This window comes from Sphingomonas mollis, from assembly GCF_016427505.1.
Classification (GTDB): Bacteria; Pseudomonadota; Alphaproteobacteria; order Sphingomonadales; family Sphingomonadaceae; genus Sphingomonas; species Sphingomonas mollis.
Genome location: NZ_JAELXS010000001.1, coordinates 691,554 through 717,629, shown reverse-complemented (window position 1 = coordinate 717,629; position 26,076 = coordinate 691,554). Strand labels below are relative to the sequence as shown.

Below are 26,076 nucleotides of genomic sequence, written 5' to 3'. Positions count from 1 at the left end.
ATCCTTCAGTGAAGTCAAAAGACTAACTGTTTGAAGGGAAACCCGTTCCGCGCCCGGATCGATCGCTAGACCATCGTGGCGATCGTCACGACCGGCAGAGTCGCCCGCGCCACCAGCCCGATCGCCACCACCAGCGCCAGCGTCACCGATCCGGCAACCACCGCCCGCCGCGACCAGCGTTCGCCACCCAGCATCACGCCCGCCAGCGCCGTCGCGATCATCGCCCACAGATGATATCGCAGGTCGGACGCGATGCTGAACGTCGCGAAGCTCGCCTCCAGCAGCAACGCCGACACCAGCATCGCCCGCGCGACGCCGGCAATCGGCGACGCCGCTCGCCACGTCGCCACCAGCGCCGTGATCGCCACGACGATCCACGCCACCGGCCACCCCAGCGGCGTCGCCGCGACCAGCCCGGCTAGCCACTGCCACTTAACCGCCAGCCACCCCGGCTGACCCAGCCCCAGATCGTTCGGCTCCGACCCGCCAGGCGGCCCCGCATTCGGCCACTCGGCCGGCACCCACCAGCGCAGCGTCGAATTCAGATGCGCCAGCCGATGCCCGGCATAGGCCAGCGGATGCGCAACGATCGCCGGCACCAGCATCGCATAGAGCCGCGGCGGCGGCAGCTTTTGCATCCGCCCGCTCGCCGCCGCGCACGCCGGCCCCTCGCCCAGCGAGTCCCAGAAGAACGCCGTCACGCAATGATGCTCGATCAGCGCCCGGGCCTCGGCGCGCGTGAACCCCGCCCCCTCCGCCGGCGCGATCCGCACCGCGATGCCGGCCAGATCGTAGAGCGGCTGCGTCCGTTGTACCCCGCTCGGCTCGGCGCCTAGCACCCGCTGATTGATCGCCGGCGACAGCGCCAGCGTCACCGCGACCAGCCCGATCGCGATCCCGCCGCCCATCCGCCAGCTTCTGGCCGGCAGCAGCATCGCGACCAGCGGCGCCACCGCGAACACCCCGTTGGCGCGGATCAACACGGCATAGCCCAGCAGCACCGCCGCCACGACCCAGACCGCGCTCGGCACCCGCCGCCCGTCGATCCGCCACCACCCGACGACCCCGACCGCCGCCAGCATCGCGCCGGCGCCCTGCGCATCCTTCAGCACCACCGCCTGCCAGCCGAGGAAAAGCGGAAACAGACCGACCGCCACCACCGCCCAGCCTGTCCGCACCCGCCCCGCACGCATCAGCGCCGCCGCGATCAGGCCCAGCCCGGTCCAATATGTCGCCATCTGCACGACCAGCATCGGCCCCGCGCCGGCCCCGAATACCAGCAACCCCGCCCACAGCCGCGCCATGACCGGCGGATGCCAGTCGTCATAGCTGCCCGACAGCGCCTGCGCATATTGGGCGACGCTGTCATACTCGGCAAAACCCGGCCAGAAGACCGCCAGCGAGACGAGCAGCAACGCCGCGGCGGTCGTGATGAGGCGGGTCACGGAGCGCCGCGAAGGTGCAGCATCCATCTCCAACGTCACTTCCCCGGCGGAGGCCGGGGCTTCCCCGGCGGAGGCCGGGGCCCGGTCGGGAAGGCCATCGTGAGTCATCACAAACCTTCCCAACTGGACCCCGGCCTCCGCCGGGGAGGCAAATGATCTTGGCAGGACTTCCTGCGCACCGAGGTTTACCGCCTCGTCCATCAAGATCGGCCCACATCCCGCGCATCCGACCGCCAGTGACGCGAGCGCAACGCTGCGGCGGTCGTCGTGTGACGGACCATGAAGCGCCGCGATGGTGCAGGACCGTTCCCTGAAACAGCTTCCCCGGCGGAGGCCGGGGTCAAGTTGGGAAGGCCATCGTGAGTGCATCACAAACCTTCACCCAACTGGACCCGAGCCTCTGCCGGGGAAGCAGATAGTTTAGGAGATTCCCCTGCGTCGGCAGGAAGCACCTACGTCCTAGATATGGATCGCCCGGCCATACGCGCCGAGCACGCTCTCGTGCATCATCTCGGACAACGTCGGATGCGCGAACACCGTCTCCATCAGTTCCGCTTCCGTCGTCTCAAGCTGGCGCGCGACGACATAGCCCTGGATCAGCTCGGTCACTTCCGCACCCACCATGTGCGCGCCGAGCAACTCGCCGGTCTTCGCGTCGAACACCGTCTTCACGAAGCCTTCGGCCTCGCCCAGCGCGATCGCCTTGCCGTTGCCGATGAAGGGGAACTTGCCGACCTTCAGCTCGTACCCGGCCTCCTTCGCCTTCGCCTCGGTCATGCCGACGCTCGCCACCTGCGGGCGCGAATAGGTGCAGCCGGGGATATTGCCCTTGTCCATCTGGTGCGGTTTGCCACCAGCGATCTTTTCGACCGCGATCACGCCCTCGTGGCTCGCCTTGTGCGCCAGCCACGGCGCGCCCGTCACGTCGCCGATCGCCCAGATGCCCTCGACATTGGTCTGGCCGTAACCGTTGGTCTTGATGTGCCCACGCTCGGTCTCGACGCCCAGTGCCTCCAAGCCGATCTCCTCGGTGTTCGGCACGATGCCGATCGCGACGATGACATGGCTGAACTCGGTCGTCTCGACCTTGCCGTCCTTGCCCTTGATCGCCGCCTTCACGCTGCTCGCGCCCGGCTCGATCTTTTCGACGCCCGCGCCGGTCACGATCTTGATGCCCTGCTTGGTCAGCGCCTTGTCCATGAAGGTCGAGACTTCCTCGTCCTCCACCGGCAGGATGCGCGGCAGCATCTCGACGATCGTCACGTCGGCGCCCATGTCGTTATAGAAGCTGGCGAATTCCACGCCGATCGCGCCCGATCCGATGACCAGCAGCTTCGTCGGCATCTCGGTCGGCACCATCGCATGGCGATACGTCCACACCCGCTTGCCGTCGGCCTTGGCGAACGGCAGGTCGCGGGCGCGCGCGCCGGTGGCGATCAGGATGTTCTTCGCCTCGAGCTCGACCGTCTTGTCGCCCTGCTTCACCGACAATTTGCCCTTGCCGGTGATCGCGCCGACGCCCTCATGCACCGCGACCTTGTTCTTCTTCATCAGGCCCTTGACGCCCGCGTTCAGCTGGCCCGCGACCTTGCGGCTGCGATCGACGATCTTCCCCAGGTCGAAACCGACATTGTCCGCCTTCAACCCGTATGAATCGGCGTGCGTCATGTAATGATAGATTTCCGACGTGCGCAGCAGCGCTTTGGTCGGGATGCAGCCCCAGTTCAGGCAGATGCCGCCCAGCCGCTCGCGTTCCACGATGGCGACCTTCAGGCCCAGCTGGCTCGCCCGGATCGCGGCGACATAGCCACCGGGGCCGGAGCCGAGGATGATGAGATCGTAGGATTCGGCCACTTGTCGGTTCCTTCTCAGCGTCCGGCGCGACGGCCGGTCAATTGTTCGTTTGTTCGACCAGGACCGGCGGCACGCGTCGCGGCTGCCGGTCCTCGCCGATCGCGACGAAGGTGAATTTGGCCTCCGTCACCTTGTAACTGCGGTCGTCGTGGCGCGCGCGGCGCCAGCTTTCGACGTCGATCGTCATCGATGTGCGACCGACGCGCGCCAGCCGGGCGTACACCGACACCTCGTCCCCGACGACGACGGGGCGATGAAAGGTCATGCCCTCCACCGCGATCGTCACGGCGCGGCCATGGCTGTGGCGCGACGCGACCGACCCGGCGGCCGAGTCCATCATGCTCATCAGCCACCCGCCGAATATGTCACCATACGGGTTGGTATCCGCCGGCATCGCGATCACGCGCACCGCCGGCAGACCCTCTGGCGGCATCTCGTCGGGATGGACGTCCATCGCCGGGATCAGGCGAGCATGCCGAGCGGCCGCTCGACCAGTTCCTTGAACACCTTCATCAGTTCGGCGCCATCGGCCCCGTCGATCGCGCGGTGATCGAAGCTGCCCGTCGCCGACATGACGCTGGCGATGCCCAGTTCGCCGTCGACGATGTACGGCCGCTTCTCGCCGGCACCGATCGCCAGGATCATGCCCTGCGGCGGGTTGATGACCGCCTCGAACTGCTTGATCCCGAACATGCCCATGTTGCTGATCGACGCGGTGCCGCCCTGGAATTCCTCCGGCTTCAGCTTGTTCTCCTTGGCGCGCGCGGCCATGTCCTTCACCGCCGCCGAGATCGACGACAGCGAGCGGGTATCCGCCTCCGTCACAATCGGCGTGATGAGGCCCGACGGCGTCGATACCGCGACCGAGATGTCGGCGCGCTTGAACGTCACCAGCTGATCCGGCGTGAACATCACGTTGCACTTCGGCACCGCCATCAGCGACACGGCCAGCGCCTTCACCAGCAGGTCGTTCACCGACAGCTTAACGCCGCGGCTTTCCAGCGACGCGTTCAGCTCGCCACGCAGCTTCAACAGCGCGTCGAGGCGCACGTCCACCGTCAGGTAGATGTGCGGCACCGTCTGCTTCGATTCGGTCAGGCGGCGCGCGATCGTCTTGCGCATGTTGCTGAGCTTGGTCAGCTCGTGCGGGATATCCGGCACCGTCGCGGGCTTCGCAACGGGCGCCGGCGCAGCGGCGGCGGGCGCCTCGGCGGTCGGCGTCGCGGCCTTGGACGGCGCGGCACCGGCCTTGGCGCCGTCGAGATCGGCCTTCACGATTCGTCCCTTGGGACCGGAGCCGGTGACGGCGGCAATGTCGATGCCCTTCTCGGCGGCGAGACGACGGGCCAGCGGGCTCGCCTTCACGCGGTCGCCCGATGCGGCCGGTGTCGAGGAAGCAGACTGGGCGGGGCCGGCGTCGGCCGGGCGACCATGATCCTCGGCCTCGCTCTCGCCGCGGGCCACGGGCGCACCCTCGTTGCCCTTGGTATTTGGGTCGGTGGCGTCGGGCGTGCCCTTGAACTCGGGGTCGGCGGGCTGCGGCGTTTCGGACTTCGCGGCGGGCGCGCCGATGCTGGATGCATCCTCGCCCTCTTCCAGCAGGATCGCGATGACCGTGCCGACCTTCACATTGTCGGTGCCCTCAGGCACCAGGATCTTGCCGATCGTGCCTTCGTCGACCGCCTCGAACTCCATCGTCGCCTTGTCGGTCTCGATCTCGGACATGATGTCGCCGGACGACACGGTGTCGCCCTCCTTCACCAGCCATTTGGCGAGCGTGCCCTCTTCCATCGTGGGCGACAGCGCGGGCATCTTGATCTCGATCGGCATGAAGGTCCTCGGGCTTCGGTAAGGGCACGCTCTCTCGCCCCGTGACGCGCGCGGGTCAAGTCCGACGCGCTTGCACGGACGGCGGCATGGCGTCACACCGTAGCGGAAACGGGGCTATTTATGCGCATCTATCTGGTAGTGATCGACGACAGTCCGGAAGCGGAGATCGCCCTGCGATTCGCCGCCCGCCGCGCGGTGAAAACCGGCGGCGGCGTCGAAATCCTCACCCTGCTGCCGCCGCAGGAATTCATCGCGTTCGGCGGCGTCCAGGCCACGATCGAGGAAGAGGCGCGCCATCATGCCGAGGGGCTGGTATCGCGCGCCGCCGGCACGTTGTTCGACGAATCCGGGCTGACGCCGGCGATCACCGTCCGCGGTGGCGAGGGGCCGAAGGTGATCCGCGACCTGATCGCCGCCAATCCCGATATCGCCGCGCTGGTGCTGGGCGCCGCCGCCTCGGGCGCGCCGGGTGCGCTCGTCACCCATTTCACCGGCGCCGATGCCGGCGCGCTGGCCGTGCCGGTGATGATAATCCCCGGTTCGCTGACCCCCGAACAGATCGACCGCCTGAGCTGAACGCGATGCACGGAGCCCCGCTGGTCTTCGCCCATCGCGGCGCCTCCGCCTGGCGGCCCGAACATACGCTGCCCGCCTATGCCCGCGCGATTCGCGACGGTGCCGATTATATCGAACCCGATCTGGTGATGACCCGCGACGGTGTCCTCGTCGCCCGTCACGAAAATGACATCGCTGACACCACCGACGTCGCCCGCCACCCCCGCTTCGCCGACCGCCGCACCACGAAGACGATCGACGGCATGCCCCACACCGGCTGGTTCACCGAAGACTTCACGCTCGACGAACTGAAGACGCTGCGCGCGATCGAGCGGCTGGGCCATGTCCGCCCGGAAAGCCGCTCCTACGACGGGCTGTTTCCGATCCTGACCTGGGACGAGATCGTCGATTTTACCGCCGCCGAATCGGCTCGGCTGCACCGCCCGATCGGCCTCGTCCCCGAACTGAAGCACTCGACCTATTTCGCCGGTATCGGCCTGCCGCTGGAGGACGCTTTCATTGCCTCCATCGCGCGCCACCCCTGGCTGCGCACCGCGCCGCTGGAGGTGCAGTCGTTCGAGGCCGCGAACCTGCGTTATCTTCGCGACCGGCTCGGCCGCCCCGCCAACCTTCGCCTGATGCAGTTGATCGGTGACGCAGACGCTCGTCCCGCCGACGATCCCGCGCTATCCTATGCCGCGATGACGACCCCCGCCGGCCTCGCCGACATCGCACGCTATGCCGATGTCGTCGCACCCTCCGCCCGCGCGGTCATCCCGACCGGCCCCGACGATCGGCTCCTCGCCCCCACCTCGCTGGTCGCCGACGCGCATGCCGCCGGCCTGCTGGTCCGCGTCTGGACGTTCCGCCCCGAAAACCGCTTCCTCGCCGCCGATTTCCGTGACGATGCCGGCCCCGACGCCCGCAACCCGGCCGGATCGATCGCCGAGATGCGCGCCTGGCTCGCCACCGGCATCGACGGCTTCTTCACCGACGATCCCGCACTGGGCAAAGCCGCGCTGGCAACATGACAGGAATGTTAACCGTCACCGAAACGTCTTTATTCCGCAACGTCCGCGTCATCCCCCGCCGCCAATAAGCGCTTACGGCCAAAGCGCCCACCGGGGGATTTTCCATGACTGTTTCGATCGCGAACCTCGCCTATGACGATGGCGACATCGACACCAATGTGTCGGCCAACCCGCATATCGACGAGCTGATCGCCAGCCGCTATTCGCGCCGCCAGACGTTGCGCGGCGGCCTGTCTGCGATGACGGCGGCGGTGTTCGGCGGCATGTTGCTGACCGGCTGCGACGACGATGATGACAACGGCCCCGATCCCGTCACGGTCGATGCCGGCAGCGCGGTGGCGACCAGCGCCGGCCGCCTCGTCACGCTGACCGGTACCACCGTCGGTGGCGCGACCGGCACCGGCTGGTCGCAGGTCAGCGGCCCCAGCGTCACGATCGCCAACGCCGCGACGTCGACCGCCTCGTTCACCGCGCCCGGCGTCACCACCGCGACGCCGCTCGTCTTCCGCTTCTCGGCCACCAACAGCGCCGGCACGGCATCGACCGCCGACGCCACCGTCACCGTCAGCCCCGCCGTGCTCGGCTTCACCGCCGTGCCCAAGAGCCTGGCGGATGTCGTCGCCGTGCCCGATGGCTATGCCGTCACCGTCCTCTATCGCCTCGGCGATCCGATCGCGTCCGGCGTCGCCGCCTATGCCAATAACGGCACCGACACGAACTTCGCCCAGCGCGCCGGCGATCATCATGACGGCATGAGCTATTTCGGCCTGTCCGCCAGCGCCAGCACGCCCGATCCGACGAACAGCAGCCGCGGCCTGCTGGTGATGAACCACGAGAATATCAGCGAGCAATATCTGCACGTGAACGGCGTCACCGCCGGCAGCGCCCGGCTGGAAAGCGAGGCTATCAAGGAGATCGAATCGCACGGCGTCTCGGTGATCGAGGTATCGCGTACGTCCGCCAGCGGCACGTGGAGCTATAACCAGTCGTCCGCGCTCAACCGTCGCGTTACGCCCAACACGCCGGTGTCGTTCAGCGGCCCGGTGCGCGGCAACGCCGTTCTGCGCACGCGTTATTCGACCGACGGCACCGCCGGTCGCGGCACGATCAACAATTGCGCCAACGGCACGATGCCGTGGCACACCTATCTGACTTGCGAAGAGAACTGGGCTGGTTACTTCCGCCGCGCCTCGGGCGACGCCGCGCTGCGCACCGCCGGCGGTCGCGGCAAGGAGAACGCCTCGCTCACCCGCTACGGCATCCGCGAGGGCAATGCCGGCAATTACGGCTGGTCCACCGTCGTCCCCGCCGACACCACCAGCACCATCTATGCCCGCTGGAACGCCAGCGTCATTGCCGGCACCGTCACCGACGGCACCACCGATTTCAGCCACGAGCCGTTCCAGCTCGGTTGGGTGGTCGAGATCGATCCGTTCGATCCCGCCTCCACCCCGCGCAAGCGCACCGCGCTCGGCCGCATGAACCATGAGGGTTGCGAGATCGGCCGCACCATCGCCGGCGTGAAGCCCGCCTTCTACATGGGCGACGACGCGCAGAACGAATATCTCTACAAGTTCGTCTCCGCCACACCGTGGTCGGCCGCCGACGCGACCGCCACCAACCGCCTCGCGATCGGCGACAAATATCTCGACGCCGGCACGCTTTACGTCGCGAAGATGAATGCGGACGGCAGCGGCCAGTGGTTGCCGCTGGTGTTCGGCCAGAACGGCCTGACCTCGTCGAACGCGACCTATGCCTTCGCCGATCAGGCCGATGTGCTGGTCAACACCCGTCTCGCCGCCGACATCCTGGGTGCGACGAAGATGGACCGGCCGGAATGGACCGCGGTCAATCCCGCGACTGGCGAGATGTACGTGACGCTGACCAACAACTCGTCGCGTACCGCCGCCAATGTCGATGCCCCCAACCCGCGCGCGTACACCGATCCCAAGGTCGATGGTCGCTCGGCCGGCAACGGCAACGTCAACGGCCACGTCATCCGCCTGCGCGAGGCTGGCGACACGTCTGAGGCGACCGCCTTCGCCTGGGACATCTACGCCTTCGGCGCCGGCAGCGACCTGAGCCCGACCAACATCAACCTGTCGGGTCTGGATGCCACCAACGACTTCTCGTCGCCCGACGGCCTGTGGTTCGGCCTGAACAGCAACGCCACCGGTCAGGGTACGCCGGTGATGTGGATCGAAACCGACGACGGCGCCTATACCGATGTCACCAACTGCATGTTGCTCGCCGCCATACCCGGCACGGTCGGCGACGGCGGCACCCGGGCGGTCACCAGCACGCTGGGCGGCGTCACCAACACCGTCACCACCCGCATCGGCAAGGCACCCGGCACCACGCTGCGCCGTTTCCTGGTCGGCCCGAAGCAGTGCGAGATCACCGGCATCCATTCGACGCCGGATGGCCGCTCGCTGTTCGTGAACATCCAGCATCCGGGCGAAGGCGGCAACGCGTCGGCCATCTCCAGCAACTGGCCCGCCAACCAGACCGGCACCGCCGCCCCCACCTCGCGCCCGCGTTCGGCAACGATCGTCATCACACGCACCGACGGCGGCCTCGTCGGCCTGTAAGCCTAATCCGCTCCCCGGCCTCCGCCGGGGAACTGCATCCAACCCGATCGAACCAAAACCATACCGATCGCTTGACGATCCCCGATACCGACGCGATACCGCTACCAAAGCAGGAAGAGGATCGCATGGCACACCAATCGTTCGCGCTGGAAAGCGCGTTGCCGGCCGACTGGCGACAGGGTCTGTTCGTCGGCCGGATCGATCGCGGCGAAGGCCCGACCCCGATCATCGTCGCCGCCGGCATCGCCTATGACATGACGCCCGTCGCCCCCACCGTCTCGGCGCTCGTCGCCGGCGGCTCGTTCGACACTGCCGCCGGCACATCGCTCGGCGACCTGCTCGATGTCGGCCCGTCGCCGGACAGCGACGCGCCCGTCCGCCTGCTCAGCCCGATCGACCTGCAATGCGTGAAGGCCGCCGGCGTCACCTTCGCCGTCTCCGCGCTGGAACGCGTGATCGAGGAACAGGCCCGCGGCGACTACACCCGCGCCGCCGAAGTCCGTGGTCGCCTCGAAGCCGCGCTCGGCGGCAGCATCGGCTCGGTCATCCCCGGCTCCGAACAGGCCGCCACGCTCAAGGACGCCCTGATCGACGGCGGCATGTGGTCGCAATATCTGGAGGTCGCGATCGGCCCGGATGCGGAAATCTTCACCAAGTCCCCCGTCCTCTCCACCGTCGGCTGCGGCGCCCCGATCGGCATCCGCTCCGATTCCACCTGGAACAACCCCGAACCCGAAGTCGTCCTGCTCGCCGACGCGCATGGCCATGCGGTCGGCGCGACGCTCGGCAATGACGTGAACCTCCGCGATTTCGAGGGGCGCTCCGCACTGTTGCTCAGCAAGGCGAAGGACAACAACGCCTCCTGCTCGCTCGGCCCCCTCATCCGCCTGTTCGACGCCGGCTTCACCATGGACGACGTCCGCGACGCGCAGATCGCGCTGCGGATCGAGGGCGAGGACGGTTATGTCCTGAATGGCGCCAGTTCGATGCGTGAGATCAGCCGCGATCCGGAGGACCTGCTCGCCCAGTCGCTCAGCGAGCATCATTATCCCGACGGCTTCGTCCTGTTCCTCGGCACGCTGTTCGCCCCGACGCAGGATCGCGACCACCCCGGCCGTGGTTTCACGCACAAGGTCGGCGACGTGGTGACGATCAGCAACGATCGCCTCGGCACGCTCAGCAACCCCGTCACCACCTGCGACCAAGCGCCACCGTGGCAATTCGGCCTCGGCGACCTGATGCGCAACCTCGCCAAACGCGGTCTGCTCACGGCATGACCACCGCGCATTACCCCAGCCTCATCGACAAGCGCGTCATCGTCACCGGCGGCGGATCGGGCATCGGCGAGGGTCTCGTCACCGCCTTCGTGCAGCAGGGCGCGCATGTCGCCTTCGTCGATATCGCCGATGCCGACAGCGCCGCGCTGGTCGATCGCCTGTCACCGCCTGCGCGCCACGCCCCCGTCTATCGCCACTGCGACCTGACGGATCTGGACCAGCTCGCCACCGTCTTCGCCGATCTGGAAACCGCGCTGGGCGGCGTCGATATCCTCATCAACAACGCCGGCAACGACGACCGCCATTCGATCGACGACGTGACCCCCGAATACTGGGACCAGCGCCTGAACGTGAATCTGCGTCACCAGTTCTTCGCCGCCAAGGCCGTGGTGCCGGCGATGAAGCGTGCGGGCGGCGGCGCGATCCTGAACTTCGGGTCGATCAGCTGGCACCTCGCGCTGCCCGACCTGATCCTCTACCAGACCTGCAAGGCGGCGATCGAGGGCCTGACGCGCAGCCTCGCCCGCGATCTCGGCCGCGACAATATCCGCGTCAACACGATCGTCCCCGGCAACGTCCAGACCCCCCGTCAGGAGAAATGGTACACGCCAAAGGGCGAGGCGGAGATCGTCGCCGCGCAATGCCTCGACGGCCGCATCCAGCCGGCCGACGTCGCCGCACTGGTCCTGTTCCTTGCGTCAGACGATGCGCGTATGTGTACCGGCCACGATTATTTTATCGATGCGGGGTGGCGATGAACATCAAGGCAGAACACGCACTTACGGTTGGTGCGACGCTGGGCGAGGGACCAATCTGGGTCGATGAAGCGCTTTGGTTCGTCGATATCAAACAACAACGCATCTATCGCCACGATCCCGCCACCGGCGCGCTCGATCACTGGCCGGCGCCCGAGATGGTCGGCTGGGTGCTTCCCGCCGAACCGGGCAAGTTCGTCGCCGGCCTTCGCTCCGGCCCGCATCGCTTCGATCCCGCCACCGGCACGTTCGTTCCGATCGCCGGCGTCGATACTGATTTGCCCGCCAACCGCCTGAACGACGCCGCGCTCGATCCCGCCGGTCGCATCTGGTTCGGCACGATGGACAATGACGAGGCCGCGCTCAGCGGTCGCCTCTATCGCCTCGACGGCACCACCGTCACCGACAGCGGTGCCGATCCCGTCGCAATCACCAACGGACCCGCGATCAGCCCGGCCGGCGACCGCCTCTATCACGTCGATACCATCGGCAAGCGCATCACCGTCCACCCGCTGTCGCCCGACGGCACGCTGGGCGCAGGCGAGACCTTCCTGACGTTCCACATGGACGACGGCTATCCCGACGGCGCGATCTGCGATGCGGAAGGCGGCGTCTGGCTCGGCCTCTACAGCGGCTGGGAAGCCCGCCGCTATGCGCCCGACGGCACGCTGACCGACGTGGTCGAGTTTCCCGTCGCCAACATCACCAAGATCGCACTCGGCGGCCCCGATGGCCGCACCGCATACGCGACGACCGCCCGCCAAGGCCTCGACGATACCGCGCTCGCCGCCCAGCCGCTGGCCGGCGACATCTTCACCTTCCGGGTCGACATCCCTGCCAAACCGCCACTCAGAGCGGCCTGAAAAAATCAAGCGTCCCCAATCGACTGGTGGGAGGCGTAACAGAGAGGAAGCACCAAAGTGGAAGCAAGACAGGTCAATAACGGGCTGATCGGCCTGATCGTCGCGGTCGCGACGATCGGCGGGTTCATGTTCGGCTATGACTCCGGCGTCATCAACGGCACGCAAAAGGGGATCGAGGCTGCGTTCGATCTTGGCCGGCTGGGCATCGGCATCAATGTCGGCGCGATCCTCGTCGGCTCGTCGATCGGTGCGTTCACCGCCGGCCGCCTCGCCGACCTGATCGGCCGCCGCAACACCATGATGCTTGCCGCCGTCCTGTTCATCGTCAGCGCGCTGCTGGCCGGTGCCGCCGGTTCCTCCGCGATCTTCATCATCGCCCGTATCATCGGCGGCCTCGGCGTCGGCGCCGCCAGCGTCACCAGCCCGGTCTATATCTCCGAAGTCACCCCCGCCCGTGTGCGCGGCCGCCTGTCGAGCGTGCAGCAGGTGATGATTATCTCCGGCCTCACCGGTGCCTTTGTCGCCAACTTCCTCGTCGCCCGCTACGCCGGCGGATCGACCGCGATGTTCTGGGCCGGGTACGAGGCATGGCGCTGGATGTTCTGGCTTCAGGTCATTCCCGCCGCGATCTATTTTATCGCCCTGTTCTTCATCCCCGAAAGCCCCCGCTACCTCGTCGTGCGCGGTCGCGATGCAGACGCGCAGGGCGTCCTCACCCGCCTGTTCGGCCCGGCCGAGGCCACCCGCAAGGTCGCCGAAATCCGCGCCAGCCTGTCCGCCGATCACCACAAGCCCCGCCTGTCGGACCTGATCGACAAGACCAGCGGCAAAATCCGCCCGATCCTGTGGGTCGGCATCGGCCTCGCCGTGTTCCAGCAGCTCGTCGGCATCAACGTCGTCTTCTATTACGGTGCGACACTGTGGGAAGCGGTCGGCTTCACCGAGGATAACGCGCTCCAGATCAACATCCTGTCCGGGGCACTCTCGATTGGCGCCTGCCTGCTGACGATCGCGCTGATCGACAGGATCGGCCGCAAGCCGCTGCTGCTGATCGGCTCGGCCGGCATGACCGTGACGCTCGCCACCGTCGCCTGGGCCTTTTCCACCTCGGTCCCCGGCGCATCCGGCACCGGCGTCACCCTGCCCGGCAACGCCGGCGTCATCGCGCTGGTCGCCGCCAACCTTTACGTCATCTTCTTCAACGTCAGCTGGGGTCCGGTGATGTGGGTGATGCTGGGCGAGATGTTCCCCACCCAGATCCGCGGTTCCGCCCTCGCCGTCTCCGGGTTCGCGCAGTGGATCGCCAACGCCGCCATCGCGGTCAGCTTCCCGTCGATGGTCCTCTCGCCCGGCCTGTCGATCACCTACCTGCTCTACACGCTGGCGGCGCTGGTCTCGTTCTTCTTCGTGAAGGCGATGGTCCAGGAAACCCGCGGCCGCGAGCTGGAGGACATGCAGGGCTGATCGCCGCCCCCTGCACCGCCCGCCCCTGCCGTCCGGCGGGGGCGGGTCGGCTTGGCTCCCTCGCCGCTCAGTTCGGGACGGAGCGTTTCGAGAAGACCAGCGCCCCCAGCTTCCAGTCGCCGCGCTGTTTCACATAGGTTTCGGTCACCGAAAACGGATTGTCGGCCACCTCTCCACGAACGATCGCATGCAGGTCGATGCGGCTGGCGACGATCGCCGTATCACCGACGAACCTGACCGAGATATCCTTGATATCCGCCTGTCTATATTCGATATTCCTGCTGCTGATGACCTCCAGCTCCTGCGGCTTGGTCATCGTCCTGCTCATATGGACGAAGATCGCCTGGTCATCGAACAGCTTGGCCAACGCATCGACGTTCCGCTCGGCCATCCACCGCCATTTCTGGCGCGACAGCTCGATCAGCGTCCGCTCCGCCCCGCTCGTCCGGGCGGCGGTCTGGGCAACCACAGGCTGCCCCGCGCCGAGCACGGCCACACCCAAGGCGATCGGCCCCAGCATCTTCGATATCGCCCTCATCACCTTGTCTCCACGGCTCATTGCTGTCGACAGGGCTAACGCCCGTCTCCGCTATGAAGAAGAGGGTATAAAGTGCATGACCCTATGACAGGGATTCATGATGGGAGGCACACGGCTTATCCACCCTCTCGGGTCCCCCCAGTCATTCGGCCCGTCCGCCCGGAAACACCCGCCCCCACCAGCGCCGGCCCATACGGTCCCAAAACACCCCCAACAGGACCAGCAGCAACAGCGGCGGCCCCAGATACGCGACGACCGTGAGCACCGAGATCAACGTCCACGTCAACGACCAGAACCCCGCCTGCGCCGCCTCGCCCAGACGCGCCGTCAAGCCGACGCCGGCACCGGCGGCATAGTCGAAACGGATCGGCGTCGTGGCGACGCTCGCCTGCGCATCGATCATCGCGACGGCGCTTTCCCGGCGGCGGGCAACAAGCTCCGCCCGCCGGGCCGTCAGTTCGCTGCGCAGCCTTGTCGACAGGTCGGATCGGGCGAGTTGCCGGTCGATCTCAGCCATATCGGTTTGCGCGTCGGCCGTACCCTCCTGCGCCGTGGCGATCGCTGGCGCCGCATCGGTGCCGGTGATCTCCGCCCCCGTCAGCGCTCCGCCGGCCCGCTCCACCCCCTGTACGCCGCGCCGGCCGAATGCACGCGCGACAGTCGCCGCGACCCGCACATCGAGGCTGGCCACGACCTGCCCCGAATCGTCCAGCCGATAGGTCATGCCGGTAATCCGGCATTGCCCCGGCGCCAGTCGTTCGCACGCCTCGGCCTGCGCTTCCTGCGCGTCGGCGATCCGGTTCGAGGGAAGGCGAAACGCATAGCGATAGGCAAAGGCGACACCGCTTGCATTCGTCGTCGTCTCGCCGGGGCTGTTCCCGTCGGGTGCCTTGCTGCACCCCGTCATCGCCAGACACGCCAGCGCTATACTCAAACACCGCATGACGATCCCCCGACACAGACGGCCAAAACCTATGGACCGACTGGGAATTAGGTCAAGCAACCAACAAACAATGCTTGTCGCCCCGGCCCCGGCAATGCGAAGATGCCCTACGCCGATCGGAGCACCCGAGCATGTTCGTCGATTTCCGCAATGCCTGGCCACCGCCCGAACCGTGGCAGCCGAAACCGCCGCCGCCGCGGATCAGCCGCCGGGGCGAATCGGTACTGGCGTGGATACTCGGGTTCAACCTGCTGATGCTGTTCCTCGGGCCGCTGGCCGGGGTGACGGTGATCGATGCGGTGATCGCCCTGATCCGGTCCTGATCCTCACCCGATCCGTTCCAGCCCCGCCGCATACGCCTTTGCCCGCGCGACATAATGCGCCGCCGACAACCGCAGTCTCCCGATCGCCTCGGGCGGCAGGGTCCGCACCGCCCGCGCCGGCGCGCCGACGATCAGGCTCCCGGTGGCAAACACCTTCCCCTCCGTCACCAGCGCTCCCGCGCCGATCAGGCAGCCGTCGCCGATCGTCGCACCGTTCAGCACCGTCGCGCCCATGCCGACCAGCACGTCGTCGCCGATGGTGCAGCCATGCAGGATCGCATGATGCCCGATCGTGCAGCCCCGCCCCACGGTGAGCGGATAACCGGGGTCGGAGTGCATCATCACCCCCTCCTGCACATTGGTGCCGTCCCCCAAGACGATCGCGGTGTTGTCCGCCCGGATCACCGCGCCGAACCACACGCCGACGTCGCGGCCCAGCACCACCTCGCCGATCAGGTCGGCCGAGGGTGCGATCCACGCCGATCCGTCCGCCGGCAATGCCGGTCGCTTCCCGTCGATCGCGTACAATGCCATCAGCGCGTCTCCTTCACCCGCAGGCGATAGCGGTGCAGCAACGGTTCCGTATAGCCATTGGGCTGCCCCAACCCCTCGAACACCAGCGCCCGCGCCGCCTGAAAGGCGAGGCTCGTATCCTCCCGCCCCGCCATCGGCCGGTACAGCGGATCGCCGGCATTCTGCGCATCGACCCTGGCCGCCATCCGCCTGAGCGCCCCCTCCGCCTCGTCCGCCGTCGCCACCCCGTGGAGCAGCCAGTTGGCCATATGCTGCGATGAGATGCGCAGCGTTGCGCGATCCTCCATCAGCCCCACATCATGGATGTCGGGCACCTTGGAACACCCCACCCCCTGATCGACCCAGCGCACGACATAGCCCAATATGCCCTGCGCATTATTTTCCAGCTCCTCGCGCACCTCGTCCGGCCTCCAGTTCCGCCCGGTTGCGACCGGCACCGTCAGCAACGCATCCAGCGACGCCGGCACCTCCCCCGCCCGCGCCGCCTGTCGCGCACCGACATCGACATCATGGTAATGCGTCGCGTGCAGCGTCGCCGCGGTCGGAGACGGCACCCAGGCGGTGGACGCGCCGGTCATCGGATGCGCGACCTTCTGCGCCAGCATATCCGCCATCCGGTCGGGCGCCGCCCACATGCCCTTGCCGATCTGCGCCCGCCCGCTCAGGCCGCACGCCAGCCCGATCTGCACGTTGCGATCCTCATACGCGCCGATCCACGCCGCCCCCTTCATCTCGCTCTTGCGGATCATCGGCCCGGCTCGCATCGCGCTGTGCATCTCGTCGCCGGTGCGATCGAGGAAGCCGGTGTTGATGAACACCAGCCGATGCCGGACCGCCGCGATGCACGCCGCCAGATTGGCCGATGTCCGCCGCTCCTCGTCCATCAGCCCGACCTTGATCGTATGCCGCGCCAGACCCAACATATCCTCGACCGCGTCGAACAGCCGGTCGGTGAACGCGGCCTCTTCCGGCCCGTGCATCTTGGGCTTCACGATATAGATCGACCCGGCCCGGCTGTTCCGCCGCGCGCCCCGCACGTCATGCAATCCGATCAGGCTGGTGACGATCGCATCCAGTATCCCCTCCGGCGCCTCGCTCCCGTCGGCCAGCCGCACCGCCGGCGTCGTCATCAGATGCCCGACATTGCGCACGAACATCAGGCTGCGCCCCGGCAGCGTGAATTGCGTGCCATCCGGCGCGACATAGTCGCGGTCCGCCGCCAGCCGCCGCTCCACCGTCCGTCCGGCCTTGTCGAACGACGCCGACAGCGTCCCCGTCATCAGCCCCAGCCAGTTGTCATAGGCCGCGACCTTGTCGTCGGCATCCACCGCCGCGACCGAGTCCTCCAGATCGGCGATCGTGCTCAGCGCCGATTCCAGCACGACATCCGCCAGCCCCGCCGCATCATCGCGCCCGATCGGATGCGCGGCGTCGATCACCAGTTCGATATGCAACCCATGATGGCGCAGCAACCAGTTGTCGCCCGCCCGCCCGATCAGTTGTGCCGGATCGGCCAGCACCGGCGCCTTCCCTGTCCAGTCGCGCCACGAACCCGCCGCCAGCGGCACCGTCCGGTCCAGAAAGTCCCGCGCCCACGCGATCACCGCCGCCCCGCGCGCCGCGTCATATCCGCCGCCCGCTGCTTCGCCCGGAATGGCATCCGTCCCGTACAGCGCATCGTACAGGCTCCCCCAGCGCGCATTCGCCGCGTTCAACAGGAAGCGCGCATTCAGGATCGGCACGACCAGTTGCGGCCCCGCCAGCGTCGCCACCTCCGCGTCGACATTCGCGGGGTCGATCGCAAACGCCGCCGGCTCCTCGACCAGATAACCGATCGACCGCAGGAACGCCTGATACTTCCCCTGGTCGATCTCCGCGCTCGCATGCGCCTCATGCCAAGTATCAAGTTGCGCCTGCATGGCATCGCGCACCGCCAGCAGCCGCGCATTCTCCGGCGCGAACCGCGCATAGACCGCCGCCAGCCCCGCCCAGAAATCAGGCGCGGCGATCCCCGTTCCCGGCAACGCCCGGTCTTCCAGAAACGCCACCAATGGCGCGGCGACGCTCAACCCGGCCCGCTGCTCGAACTCCGCCATCACCCATCCTCCCGCTATCCTGCGACGGACCATAGACGAACCACGATCCCCACCGGTAGACACATCAAAGGATCGACAGTTTTTCCCTACAGGAAACAATTACGATGGACGCCGACTATGCGTTGTTCGCCGATGTGGTCGCCAGCGGCAGCCTGTCCGCCGCCGCCCGCGTCCGTTCGATCTCGCCCGCGATGGTGTCGAAACGCCTCGCCCGTCTCGAAGCGCGGCTCGGCGTCCGCCTGATCCACCGCACCACCCGCAAGCTGGCCCTGACCGAGGCCGGCGCGACCTTCCACGCCGATGTCACCGCGATCCTGCAATCGATCCGCGACGCGGAGGCGCGCATCGCCGGCACGCCCGATGCGCCACACGGCCCCTTGCGTATCTCCGCCCCCACCTCGTTCGGTCGCCTTCACATCGCGCCGCATCTGCCCGATTTCCTCGACCGTCACCCCCGCGTCGCCCTGACACTCGACCTGACCGACGCGTTCGTCGATCTGCTCGCCGACCGCATCGATCTCGCCATCCGCATCGCGCCGACCGTCCCCGCCGGCCTCGTCGCCCACCGCCTGGCCACCAGCCACCGCATCCTGTGCGCCGCGCCCCGCTATCTCGATCGCCACGCCGCGCCGACGACGATCGCCGACCTCAACGACCACCACCTGCTCGCCGCCGACGGCCAATGGCCGTGGCGCCTCACCGATGGCCGCCGCCCGATCGCGATCGACGGCACCAGCCACATCCGCACCAATTCCAGCGAAGTCGTCCGCGAATGCGCCATCGCCGGCGCCGGCATCGCGCTCCGCTCGCTATGGGACGTCGGCGACGCCCTCGCCGCCGGCACGCTGATCCGCATCCTCCCCGACTGGCAAGGCCCCGACGACCTCGCCATCCACGCCGTCCACCCCCGCGCACCCTACGTCCCCGCCGTCGTGACCGCCTTCATCGGGTTCCTGCAAGACCGGCTCGGTCCCACGCTGTAGATCGCGCAGAGGCGCAGAGGACGCGGAGAGTCCCGCCGGAGGCGGCCTCATCTTATCGCCATCTCCGGTTGCTACAGATCACCATCGGCCCAGCGCGAAACACCTCCGCGTCCTCCGCGCCTCCGCGCGAAACCAACTTTCTTCGCGCCTTCGAGGCTTCGCCTGAACTCCAACCCCGGTCAGCAACCTTCCACACGCCCCGCCTCGTCCACCAGCGCCAGTGTCACCGCATCGATCCGCCGCAGCATCGCCACGAATCCCGCCACCTCGTCCGCTGGAAAACTCGCGAAGATCCGCCGCTCCAGATCGATCGCCTTGGGCGCCACCGCCGCATACAGCGTCTCCCCCGCCGCCGTCAGCGACAGCAGGTGTGACCGCCGGTCCTGCGGATTGGCCACCCGCGCCAGCAACCCGCGATCGACCAGCGCGATCGCCGCGCGGCTGACCGTTACCTTGTCCATCCGCGTCCGCGCGCCGATCATGCCTTGCGTGATCCCGCCCGTCTCCGCGACCACCGCCACCAGCCGCCATTCCGGGATCGTCAGCCCGAACAGCGCTTCATAAGTCCGCGCGATCGTGTCGCTCACCAGATTGGACGTGAACGACAGCCGGTACGGAATGAAATCGTCGAGCGCGAGCGTGGTCATGGGGCGATAGTAACGATTGACACTATCCCGGCAACGGCCCAAATTGGTATCAATCGATACGAAATTTGCGATGAGGATGCCGATCATGGAGCATATGGACGTCAACCCGATGGGTCTCGACGGGTTCGAATTCGCCGAATTCACGTCGCCCGATCCCGACACGCTCGCCGCGCAGTTCGAGGCGCTGGGCTTCACCGCCGCCGCCACCCATCCGACCCGCGCCGTCACCCGGTACAAGCAGGGCCGCATCAACCTGCTCCTGAACCGCATGGACACCGGCCACGCCGCCGATTTCCGCGCCGCGCACGGACCGTCGGCCAGCGGCATGGCGTTCCGCGTGCACGACGCCAAGGCCGCCTATGACGCCGCCATCGAGCGCGGTGCAAAGCCCGCCGATGCATCGGCCGGCGCCCTCGGCAGCGGGTACGCGCTGGAGGGGATCGGCGGATCGATGCTCTATCTGGTCGATCGCCACGGCACCGCCGGCTCGCTCTACGACGACTGGGACCAGATTCCGGGCGCGGCGGAGGCGGAGGCCGCCAACAATGTCGGCCTCGACCTGCTCGACCATCTGACCCACAATGTCCGTCGCGGCCAGATGCGGACGTGGTCCACCTTCTACGGCCAGATCTTCGGCTTCGAGGAGCAGAAGTATTTCGACATCAAGGGCAAGGCGACCGGCCTGTTCAGCCAGGCCATGATCGCCCCCGACCGCGCGATCCGCATCCCCCTGAACGAAAGTCAGGACGACAAGAGCCAGATCGAGGAATTCATCCGCGACTACAATGGCGAAGGTATCCAGCATCTCGCCCTCACCACCCCCGACATCTACACCACGGTCGAAAAACTCCGCGCCCGCGGCGTGAAGTTGCAGGACACGATCGAGACCTATTACGAACTGGTCGACAAGCGCGTGCCGGACCACGGCGAAGACCTCGACCGCCTCCGCGCCAACCGCATCCTGATCGACGGCAATGTCGGCGAAGAAGGGCTGCTGCTGCAAATCTTCACCGAGACGATGGTCGGGCCGATCTTTTTCGAGATCATCCAGCGCAAAGGGAACGAGGGGTTCGGGAACGGCAATTTTCAGGCGTTGTATGAAAGTATTGAGCTGGATCAAATCCGGCGCGGCGTCGTCACGGTAGATGCCTGAGCATCTACCGAAGCGCGCACGAAGGTGCGCGAGCAAGCCCGGCCAGCGCGGCAAAGCTGGCGCATAAGGCGCGGCTTTGCCGCGTCTGACGCGCCGGCGGCCCGGAACACCCCCGTCGTCCCCGCGCAGGAGGGGACCCATATGTCGGACGCTGTCGAACCAGCCCCCAAGTCCGCCCCTATGGATTCCCGCCTTCGCGGGAATGACGGAAAGGGGGATACAACCGAACGAGCAAGGTGGAGCAACACACATGACCCACTACCAACCCGGCTTCGCCAACCACCACGCCACCGAAGCGGTCCCCGGCGCGCTCCCGATCGGCCGCAATTCCCCCCAACACACCCCCTTCGGCCTCTACGCCGAGCAACTCTCCGGCACCGCCTTCACCGCGCCCCGCGCCGAGAACCGCCGCAGCTGGCTCTACCGCCTGCGCCCCACCGCCAACCACCCCGCCTTCACCCCCTATGAGGGCGCCCCCAACCTCAAATCCGCCCCCTTCGCCGACGCACCCCCCAGCCCCAACCGCCTCCGCTGGGACCCGTTGCCCTTCCCCACCGAGCCGACCGATTTCGTCGACGGCCTCGTCACCTATGGCGGCAACGGCGATGTCGGCACGGGCACCGGCGTCGGCATCCACCTCTATGCCGCCACCGCCGACATGGTCGATCGCGCCTTCTTCTCGGCCGATGGCGAGTTGCTGATCGTTCCGCAGCAGGGCAGCCTGCTGATCGACACCGAACTCGGCCGCCTGGAAGTCGCCCCGCTCCAGATCGCGCTGATCCCCCGCGGCATCCGCTTCCGCGTCGAGCTGCTCGACGGCCCCGCGCGCGGTTATGTCTGCGAGAATTACGGCGCGCTGTTCCGCCTGCCCGATCTCGGGCCGATCGGTGCCAACGGCCTCGCCAACCCGCGCGATTTCGAAACCCCCGTCGCCCGTTACGAAGACGACGACCGCCCCCACCGGATCGTCCAGAAATATCAGGGCAGCCTCTGGACCACGACGCTCGACCACAGCCCGTTCGACGTCGTCGCGTGGCACGGCAACCTCGCCCCCTGCCGTTACGACCTGACGCGCTTCAACACGATCAACACCGTCAGCTTCGACCATCCCGACCCATCGATCTTCACCGTGCTGACCAGCCCCAGCGACACGCCCGGCACCGCCAATTGCGACATCGTCATCTTCCCGCCGCGCTGGATGGTGGCCGAGGGCACCTTCCGCCCGCCCTGGTTCCACCGCAACGTCATGAGCGAATTCATGGGCCTCATCACCGGCGCCTATGATGCCAAGGAAGGCGGCTTCGCCCCCGGCGGCGCGTCCCTGCACAACCAGATGAACGGCCACGGCCCCGATCAGGCCAGCTATGAAAAGGCCGTCGCCGCCGATCTGAAGCCGGTGAAGATCACCGACACCATGGCGTTCATGGTCGAGACCCGCTTCCCCGTCCGCCCGACCCGCTGGGCCAGCGAGACGCCGACGATGCAGCTCGATTACGACGACGTATGGCGGGGGTTCGCCAAGGCACGATTACCGCAATGACTCTCCACGGCTACTGGCGCTCCACCGCCGCCTACCGCGTCCGCATCGCGCTGAATCTGAAGGGGCTGGCGTACGACCAGATCACCCACGACCTGCGCACCGGCGCCCAGCGCGCCGACGCCTATCGCCGGATCGCGCCACAGGGTCTCGTCCCCGCGCTCGACACCGGCGACGCCATCCTGACGCAAAGCCCCGCCATCCTCGAATGGCTGGAGGAGACGCATCCCGCGCCGCCGCTGCTCCCCGCCGACCCCGTCGCCCGCGCCATCGTGCGCGGCATGGCGGCGACGATCGCCTGCGACATCCACCCGATCAACAACCTCCGCGTCCTCACCACCCTGCGCCGCGACCTAGCCGCCACCGAGGAACAGGTGACGGCCTGGATCGCCACCTGGATCGCCGCCGGCTTCGAGGCACTGGAAACGCAGATCGCCCGCCACGGCGGCGGCTTCGCCCATGGCGCCACCCCGACCCTCGCCGACTGCCACCTCGTCCCGCAGGTCTATGCCGCCGAGCGGTTCGCCGTCGATCTCACCCCCTGGCCGCACCTGACCGCCGCCGCCGCCAACGCCCGCGCGCTCGACGCCGTCGCCGCCGCCCACCCCGATCGCCAGCCCGACGCCGACGCATGACTGAAGACGTCCAGAACCCGTCCCCCGCCCCGTCCAGCCGCCGCCTGTTCGCCACCCCGCCCGGCCTGCGCCTCGGCCCCCTCGCCATGGTCGCGGACGGCAAGGCCCGCAGCATCGTCGTCCAGATGCGCGCCGGCCGCTTCCACGGCTTCGTCGTCCGCCACGGCGACCGCGTCCACGGCTATGTCGATCGCTGCCCCCACGCCGGCGTCCCCCTCGCGCAGCAACTGGACGACTATCTCAGCCCCGACGGCACCCTGATCGCCTGCAGCTTCCACGGCGCGCTCTTCACCATCGACACCGGCCGCTGCATCGGCGGCCCCTGCATCGGCCAGCACCTGACCCCATGGCCGGTCGAGGTACTGAACGGCGACCTGACCACCGCCGCTGTCTTCCCTCTCCCACCGGGAGAGGGAAACGACGCCGAAGGCGGCGAAGGGTGAGGGTGGCCCGAACGCGCACCAACATCCGCAAGCAATGCTCACGCGAAGACGCGAAGGTCTAGCTGGTCGGGCAGATCGCACGAACGCTCACCATCCGACCGTGAAATTGCCATGACAGATGTCGCTCCCATTCAACTTGAGCCAGCGCGCAGCCCGGGCTGAGAGATGGTTGAATGGGGATCCTCACGCCACCGCTTTGCGAAATACTGACTGGATTAGTACAATAACCAGTTCGGCATCGGCATCGGCATCGCAGAGCCATCTATTTCCACAGGTATGATCGGACCAACCGCCTTCATGCCACTGTTTTGGCGTGATGGAACACGAGCCGTCAGGTGAAAGCTGAAACCGTCCTGTGGACTCGACGGTATGGTCATTTTGTGTATCCGTACACCCAGCGCTGGCAATTCCCCTTTTGTTAAATTCTGGGATCGGAAACTCAACGCCGGTCGATGATTCAGCTCGATTTCAAATCTCCTTAGCACATACCGATCCGGCAACCTGTCCCATTCGATACGGATCACGGCAGATTCACGCTTTGCATGTTCCGTCGCTGCCTCGATCAAGTTGGCAGGGGGAGACCAGCGGGAGGCGCCAAATCGACATGCGAGGAATATCTTCGATGGTCTGCCAGCTCTGTTAAACCGATTGATGTACTGATCGGGTCCGGTATCGCGCCATGTACAAAAGTATGCTTCGTCAGGGCGCTGAAGGTTTCGCGTGCCATAGAGCCGCTGGGCGATGATTTCCGCCTGACCTAGGCTCTTTGCTGGTTTCAGGTCGTATGCGTGAAGGGTGCGGCGACCATTCACGTCATATTTCAGCGAGGCGCGCTGCCCCTTGCTCGCGCCACATGATGCTTCCGGGATGAGCAGCAGTATGATCAGCAACGATCGGTTCACGCGCGTCCTCCGCTTGGTTCCGGTCAAACCGATAGCAAGCTGAGGTAAACGAGTTATCTAGGGTCGCCCGAATCCCTACAAAGGTGCGGGACGGCCGTTCCGCACGAACCCTTCTTCTTCGCGGCTTCGCGTAAGCAACACCTAACCAAACCTGCTCATAAGCGCCCGCCAAAAAACCAACATTGCCCAACCCACCCCGCCAAGCGCAAACGCCGCACCCATGAACAACGATTCCCCGTCGAAGCGCACCCGCCGCCTGCGTCGCGGTGCCTGGGTCACCGGCATCATCAGCGCCATCTTCATCGCCCTCGCCGGCGCGGCGGGGTATTTCGATCGTGACCCCGTCCATGTCTATCCGGCGGTCGGCCGGCCCCGGCCGATCGCCGTCGTCAACGTCTCCGGCGACATGGGCCTGCGCTTCCTGCTCGGCGCCTCCACCTCGCGCGGGCTGACCGAGCGCGGCTTTCCGGTCGTCGGCATCTCGTCCCCCGGCCTGTTCCGCCAGCGCCGCACCGCCGCCGAGGTGGACGCGATCATCGCCGACGCGGTCAGGACCGGCCTCGCCCGCACCGGCGCGTCGCGCATCGTCGTCATCGGCCAGTCCTATGGCGCCGATGTCGTCCAGACCGGCCTCGCCCGCCTGCCCGCCGATCTGCGCCGGCGGGTCGCCGCGATCATCCTGATCCTGCCCGGCGATACCGTGTTCTACCGCGCCGACCCCTCGGGCATCGTCTATCACGGCCAGCCGGACAGCATCGCTACCACGACCGCCGACACGCTCGACTGGGCGCCGCTCACCTGCATCTATGGCGCAGAGGAAACCGACAGCCTGTGTCCCCGCCTCAAGCTGCCCGGCGCGCGGATCATCGCCATGCCCGGCGGCCACAACATCAACCACGATGCGGAGGGCCTGCTCGCCCATGTCCTCGCCGCGATCCACGCCGTCATGCCGGCAAAGGTTCGTTGAGCGCCGCTGCGAATCGACCTGATCGAGTGATTTAGAAGATCGGGTCCGGTTGGACTGGCCGTTCACCTCTACACTGGACGCTACGTCACCCGCCGCAATCGAACTTTCGGTGCGGCAAGGCTTGCAGGCGGGCAAGCCCCCGTCCTAGAGAGACGAAGCACCCGTGGCGGGTGTCGGTGGCTCGTCAGGGCCGCCTGACGGCAGAGGATGAACGACCGCTCATGACGACGACCGGCATCGATGCCATCCAACAGTCGATCGGCACCGAATATGTGTCCGACTGGGTGGAGGTGTCGCAGGACATGATCGACCGTTTCGCCGCCGCGACCGGCGATCACCAGTTCATCCATGTCGATCCCGCCGCCGCCGCGCTGACGCCGTTCGGCGGCACCATCGCCCACGGCTTTCTCACCCTGTCGCTGATGCCGATGCTGATGGCGAAGACCGACATGCCCCGGCTGGCGGGCGCGCGGATGGGCGTCAACTATGGCGGCGACAAGGTCCGTTTCCTCACCCCCGTCCCCTCCGGCGCCCGCGTCCGCGGCCGCTTCGTGCCGCTGTCCTTCACCGAAAAGCGCCCCGGCCAGTACCAGCAATCCACGCAATTCACCGTCGAGATAGAGGGCAAGGAGAAACCCGCTCTCGTCGCCGAGTGGATTTCACAAGTATTTGTATAACAACGACTTTCCATAATCGCCACGCGGTCATCC

At 67.1% G+C, this 26,076-nt stretch carries 25 protein-coding genes; 15 read left to right on the top strand and 10 right to left on the bottom strand.

Translation table 11 applies throughout. The annotated features are described in order from the left end of the window. Positions 1-65 precede the first annotated feature (65 nt). From JAO74_RS03325 to JAO74_RS03310, 4 genes are all read right to left on the bottom strand, one after another. Entirely contained in the window at positions 66-1,445 is a 1,380-nt protein-coding gene (locus JAO74_RS03325; RefSeq protein ID WP_332908717.1) for a hypothetical protein, read from the bottom strand. Between the two features lie 459 nt (positions 1,446-1,904). Next, positions 1,905-3,299, bottom strand: coding sequence for a dihydrolipoyl dehydrogenase (gene lpdA, locus JAO74_RS03320; protein ID WP_199034952.1), 1,395 nt, complete (start codon positions 3,297-3,299; stop codon positions 1,905-1,907). A 37-nt stretch (positions 3,300-3,336) separates the two neighbouring features. Then, the gene (locus tag JAO74_RS03315) at positions 3,337-3,753 is read right to left on the bottom strand and encodes an acyl-CoA thioesterase (RefSeq protein ID WP_199034951.1); all 417 of its coding nucleotides are present in this window, start codon (positions 3,751-3,753) and stop codon (positions 3,337-3,339) included. Between the two features lie 8 nt (positions 3,754-3,761). Continuing rightward, positions 3,762-5,129, bottom strand: a complete 1,368-nt coding sequence (locus tag JAO74_RS03310) for a pyruvate dehydrogenase complex dihydrolipoamide acetyltransferase (RefSeq protein WP_199034950.1) — start codon at positions 5,127-5,129, stop codon at positions 3,762-3,764. A 120-nt stretch (positions 5,130-5,249) separates the two neighbouring features. Here JAO74_RS03310 and JAO74_RS03305 point away from each other — a divergent pair, with 120 nt between their 5' ends. From JAO74_RS03305 to JAO74_RS03275, 7 genes are all read left to right on the top strand, one after another. Beyond that, positions 5,250-5,705, top strand: a complete 456-nt coding sequence (locus JAO74_RS03305; protein WP_199034949.1) for a universal stress protein — start codon at positions 5,250-5,252, stop codon at positions 5,703-5,705. A 5-nt stretch (positions 5,706-5,710) separates the two neighbouring features. Next, positions 5,711-6,715 carry a glycerophosphodiester phosphodiesterase gene (locus JAO74_RS03300; protein ID WP_199034941.1) on the top strand — a complete coding sequence of 335 codons (1,005 nt, stop codon included), beginning with the start codon at positions 5,711-5,713 and terminating at the stop codon, positions 6,713-6,715. Between the two features lie 104 nt (positions 6,716-6,819). Continuing rightward, complete coding sequence (locus JAO74_RS03295; RefSeq protein WP_199034939.1) at positions 6,820-9,306, top strand: PhoX family protein; 2,487 nt, start codon at positions 6,820-6,822, stop codon at positions 9,304-9,306. Between the two features lie 125 nt (positions 9,307-9,431). Next, the gene (locus tag JAO74_RS03290) at positions 9,432-10,583 is read left to right on the top strand and encodes a fumarylacetoacetate hydrolase family protein (RefSeq protein ID WP_199034937.1); all 1,152 of its coding nucleotides are present in this window, start codon (positions 9,432-9,434) and stop codon (positions 10,581-10,583) included. Continuing rightward, positions 10,580-11,341, top strand: a complete 762-nt coding sequence (locus JAO74_RS03285) for an SDR family NAD(P)-dependent oxidoreductase (protein WP_199034934.1) — start codon at positions 10,580-10,582, stop codon at positions 11,339-11,341. Before JAO74_RS03290 ends, JAO74_RS03285 begins: the two co-directional genes overlap by 4 nt. Further along, entirely contained in the window at positions 11,338-12,201 is an 864-nt protein-coding gene (locus tag JAO74_RS03280) for an SMP-30/gluconolactonase/LRE family protein (RefSeq protein WP_199034933.1), read from the top strand. Before JAO74_RS03285 ends, JAO74_RS03280 begins: the two co-directional genes overlap by 4 nt. 57 nt (positions 12,202-12,258) lie before the next feature. After that, complete coding sequence (locus tag JAO74_RS03275) at positions 12,259-13,665, top strand: sugar porter family MFS transporter (protein WP_199034931.1); 1,407 nt, start codon at positions 12,259-12,261, stop codon at positions 13,663-13,665. A gap of 67 nt (positions 13,666-13,732) precedes the next feature. Here JAO74_RS03275 and JAO74_RS03270 read toward each other — a convergent pair whose 3' ends face one another. Both JAO74_RS03270 and JAO74_RS03265 read right to left on the bottom strand, forming a co-directional pair. Beyond that, positions 13,733-14,203 (bottom strand): nuclear transport factor 2 family protein, encoded by a 471-nt coding sequence (locus JAO74_RS03270; protein WP_233150575.1) that lies wholly within the window; start codon positions 14,201-14,203, stop codon positions 13,733-13,735. Positions 14,204-14,345: 142 nt separating this feature from the next. Further along, the gene (locus JAO74_RS03265) at positions 14,346-15,146 is read right to left on the bottom strand and encodes a hypothetical protein (protein ID WP_233150574.1); all 801 of its coding nucleotides are present in this window, start codon (positions 15,144-15,146) and stop codon (positions 14,346-14,348) included. A 131-nt stretch (positions 15,147-15,277) separates the two neighbouring features. Between JAO74_RS03265 and JAO74_RS03260 the strand changes: the two genes are divergently transcribed. Beyond that, the gene (locus tag JAO74_RS03260) at positions 15,278-15,469 is read left to right on the top strand and encodes a hypothetical protein (RefSeq protein WP_199034927.1); all 192 of its coding nucleotides are present in this window, start codon (positions 15,278-15,280) and stop codon (positions 15,467-15,469) included. 3 nt (positions 15,470-15,472) lie between these two features. Here JAO74_RS03260 and JAO74_RS03255 read toward each other — a convergent pair whose 3' ends face one another. Then, positions 15,473-16,003: a gamma carbonic anhydrase family protein gene (locus JAO74_RS03255; RefSeq protein ID WP_199034925.1), complete on the bottom strand. Its 531-nt coding sequence runs from the start codon at positions 16,001-16,003 to the stop codon at positions 15,473-15,475. Continuing rightward, complete coding sequence (locus tag JAO74_RS03250) at positions 16,003-18,099, bottom strand: malate synthase G (RefSeq protein ID WP_199034923.1); 2,097 nt, start codon at positions 18,097-18,099, stop codon at positions 16,003-16,005. Before JAO74_RS03250 ends, JAO74_RS03255 begins: the two co-directional genes overlap by 1 nt. A 104-nt stretch (positions 18,100-18,203) precedes the next feature. Here JAO74_RS03250 and JAO74_RS03245 point away from each other — a divergent pair, with 104 nt between their 5' ends. Then, positions 18,204-19,082 (top strand): LysR family transcriptional regulator, encoded by an 879-nt coding sequence (locus JAO74_RS03245; RefSeq protein WP_199034921.1) that lies wholly within the window; start codon positions 18,204-18,206, stop codon positions 19,080-19,082. Between the two features lie 179 nt (positions 19,083-19,261). Here the strand turns inward: JAO74_RS03245 and JAO74_RS03240 are convergent, their stop codons facing one another. Further along, positions 19,262-19,729, bottom strand: a complete 468-nt coding sequence (locus tag JAO74_RS03240; RefSeq protein ID WP_199034920.1) for a MarR family winged helix-turn-helix transcriptional regulator — start codon at positions 19,727-19,729, stop codon at positions 19,262-19,264. An 85-nt stretch (positions 19,730-19,814) separates the two neighbouring features. On the opposite strand from JAO74_RS03240, the gene hppD reads away from it, so the two are divergent. The 4 genes from hppD to JAO74_RS03220 all read left to right on the top strand — a co-directional run bounded on the left by hppD (position 19,815) and on the right by JAO74_RS03220 (position 23,497). Beyond that, positions 19,815-20,882, top strand: coding sequence for a 4-hydroxyphenylpyruvate dioxygenase (hppD, locus tag JAO74_RS03235; protein ID WP_199034919.1), 1,068 nt, complete (start codon positions 19,815-19,817; stop codon positions 20,880-20,882). Positions 20,883-21,132: 250 nt separating this feature from the next. Then, a complete protein-coding gene (gene hmgA, locus JAO74_RS03230; protein WP_199034918.1) occupies positions 21,133-22,422 on the top strand; it encodes a homogentisate 1,2-dioxygenase in 1,290 nt (429 codons plus the stop codon). Continuing rightward, entirely contained in the window at positions 22,410-23,054 is a 645-nt protein-coding gene (gene maiA / locus JAO74_RS03225) for a maleylacetoacetate isomerase (protein ID WP_199035207.1), read from the top strand. Before hmgA ends, maiA begins: the two co-directional genes overlap by 13 nt. Further along, the gene (locus tag JAO74_RS03220) at positions 23,051-23,497 is read left to right on the top strand and encodes a Rieske (2Fe-2S) protein (protein WP_199034917.1); all 447 of its coding nucleotides are present in this window, start codon (positions 23,051-23,053) and stop codon (positions 23,495-23,497) included. The genes maiA and JAO74_RS03220 overlap by 4 nt, the downstream gene beginning before the upstream one ends. 215 nt (positions 23,498-23,712) lie before the next feature. Here JAO74_RS03220 and JAO74_RS03215 read toward each other — a convergent pair whose 3' ends face one another. Beyond that, a complete protein-coding gene (locus tag JAO74_RS03215) occupies positions 23,713-24,399 on the bottom strand; it encodes a hypothetical protein (protein WP_199034915.1) in 687 nt (228 codons plus the stop codon). Between the two features lie 220 nt (positions 24,400-24,619). Here JAO74_RS03215 and JAO74_RS03210 point away from each other — a divergent pair, with 220 nt between their 5' ends. Continuing rightward, on the top strand, positions 24,620-25,366 hold the full coding sequence (locus JAO74_RS03210; RefSeq protein ID WP_199034913.1) for an AcvB/VirJ family lysyl-phosphatidylglycerol hydrolase: 747 nt from the start codon (positions 24,620-24,622) through the stop codon (positions 25,364-25,366). Positions 25,367-25,587: 221 nt separating this feature from the next. Further along, positions 25,588-26,043, top strand: a complete 456-nt coding sequence (locus tag JAO74_RS03205; protein WP_199034911.1) for a MaoC family dehydratase — start codon at positions 25,588-25,590, stop codon at positions 26,041-26,043. Positions 26,044-26,076: the final 33 nt, after the last annotated feature.

Coding starts and splice junctions, on each gene's coding strand:
- JAO74_RS03240 (WP_199034920.1), bottom strand. CDS start 19,729: ATGACCACGCTCGCGCTCGACGATTTCATTCCGTACCGGCTGTCGTTC.
- JAO74_RS03300 (WP_199034941.1), top strand. CDS start 5,711: ATGCACGGAGCCCCGCTGGTCTTCGCCCATCGCGGCGCCTCCGCCTGG.
- JAO74_RS03265 (WP_233150574.1), bottom strand. CDS start 15,146: ATGCGGTGTTTGAGTATAGCGCTGGCGTGTCTGGCGATGACGGGGTGC.
- JAO74_RS03290 (WP_199034937.1), top strand. CDS start 9,432: ATGGCACACCAATCGTTCGCGCTGGAAAGCGCGTTGCCGGCCGACTGG.
- JAO74_RS03310 (WP_199034950.1), bottom strand. CDS start 5,129: ATGCCGATCGAGATCAAGATGCCCGCGCTGTCGCCCACGATGGAAGAG.
- JAO74_RS03255 (WP_199034925.1), bottom strand. CDS start 16,003: ATGGCATTGTACGCGATCGACGGGAAGCGACCGGCATTGCCGGCGGAC.
- JAO74_RS03280 (WP_199034933.1), top strand. CDS start 11,338: ATGAACATCAAGGCAGAACACGCACTTACGGTTGGTGCGACGCTGGGC.
- hmgA (WP_199034918.1), top strand. CDS start 21,133: ATGACCCACTACCAACCCGGCTTCGCCAACCACCACGCCACCGAAGCG.
- JAO74_RS03270 (WP_233150575.1), bottom strand. CDS start 14,203: ATGAGGGCGATATCGAAGATGCTGGGGCCGATCGCCTTGGGTGTGGCC.
- JAO74_RS03295 (WP_199034939.1), top strand. CDS start 6,820: ATGACTGTTTCGATCGCGAACCTCGCCTATGACGATGGCGACATCGAC.
- JAO74_RS03210 (WP_199034913.1), top strand. CDS start 24,620: ATGAACAACGATTCCCCGTCGAAGCGCACCCGCCGCCTGCGTCGCGGT.
- JAO74_RS03205 (WP_199034911.1), top strand. CDS start 25,588: ATGACGACGACCGGCATCGATGCCATCCAACAGTCGATCGGCACCGAA.
- JAO74_RS03220 (WP_199034917.1), top strand. CDS start 23,051: ATGACTGAAGACGTCCAGAACCCGTCCCCCGCCCCGTCCAGCCGCCGC.
- JAO74_RS03315 (WP_199034951.1), bottom strand. CDS start 3,753: ATGGACGTCCATCCCGACGAGATGCCGCCAGAGGGTCTGCCGGCGGTG.
- JAO74_RS03245 (WP_199034921.1), top strand. CDS start 18,204: ATGGACGCCGACTATGCGTTGTTCGCCGATGTGGTCGCCAGCGGCAGC.
- JAO74_RS03285 (WP_199034934.1), top strand. CDS start 10,580: ATGACCACCGCGCATTACCCCAGCCTCATCGACAAGCGCGTCATCGTC.
- JAO74_RS03305 (WP_199034949.1), top strand. CDS start 5,250: ATGCGCATCTATCTGGTAGTGATCGACGACAGTCCGGAAGCGGAGATC.
- JAO74_RS03260 (WP_199034927.1), top strand. CDS start 15,278: ATGTTCGTCGATTTCCGCAATGCCTGGCCACCGCCCGAACCGTGGCAG.
- JAO74_RS03250 (WP_199034923.1), bottom strand. CDS start 18,099: ATGGCGGAGTTCGAGCAGCGGGCCGGGTTGAGCGTCGCCGCGCCATTG.
- hppD (WP_199034919.1), top strand. CDS start 19,815: ATGGAGCATATGGACGTCAACCCGATGGGTCTCGACGGGTTCGAATTC.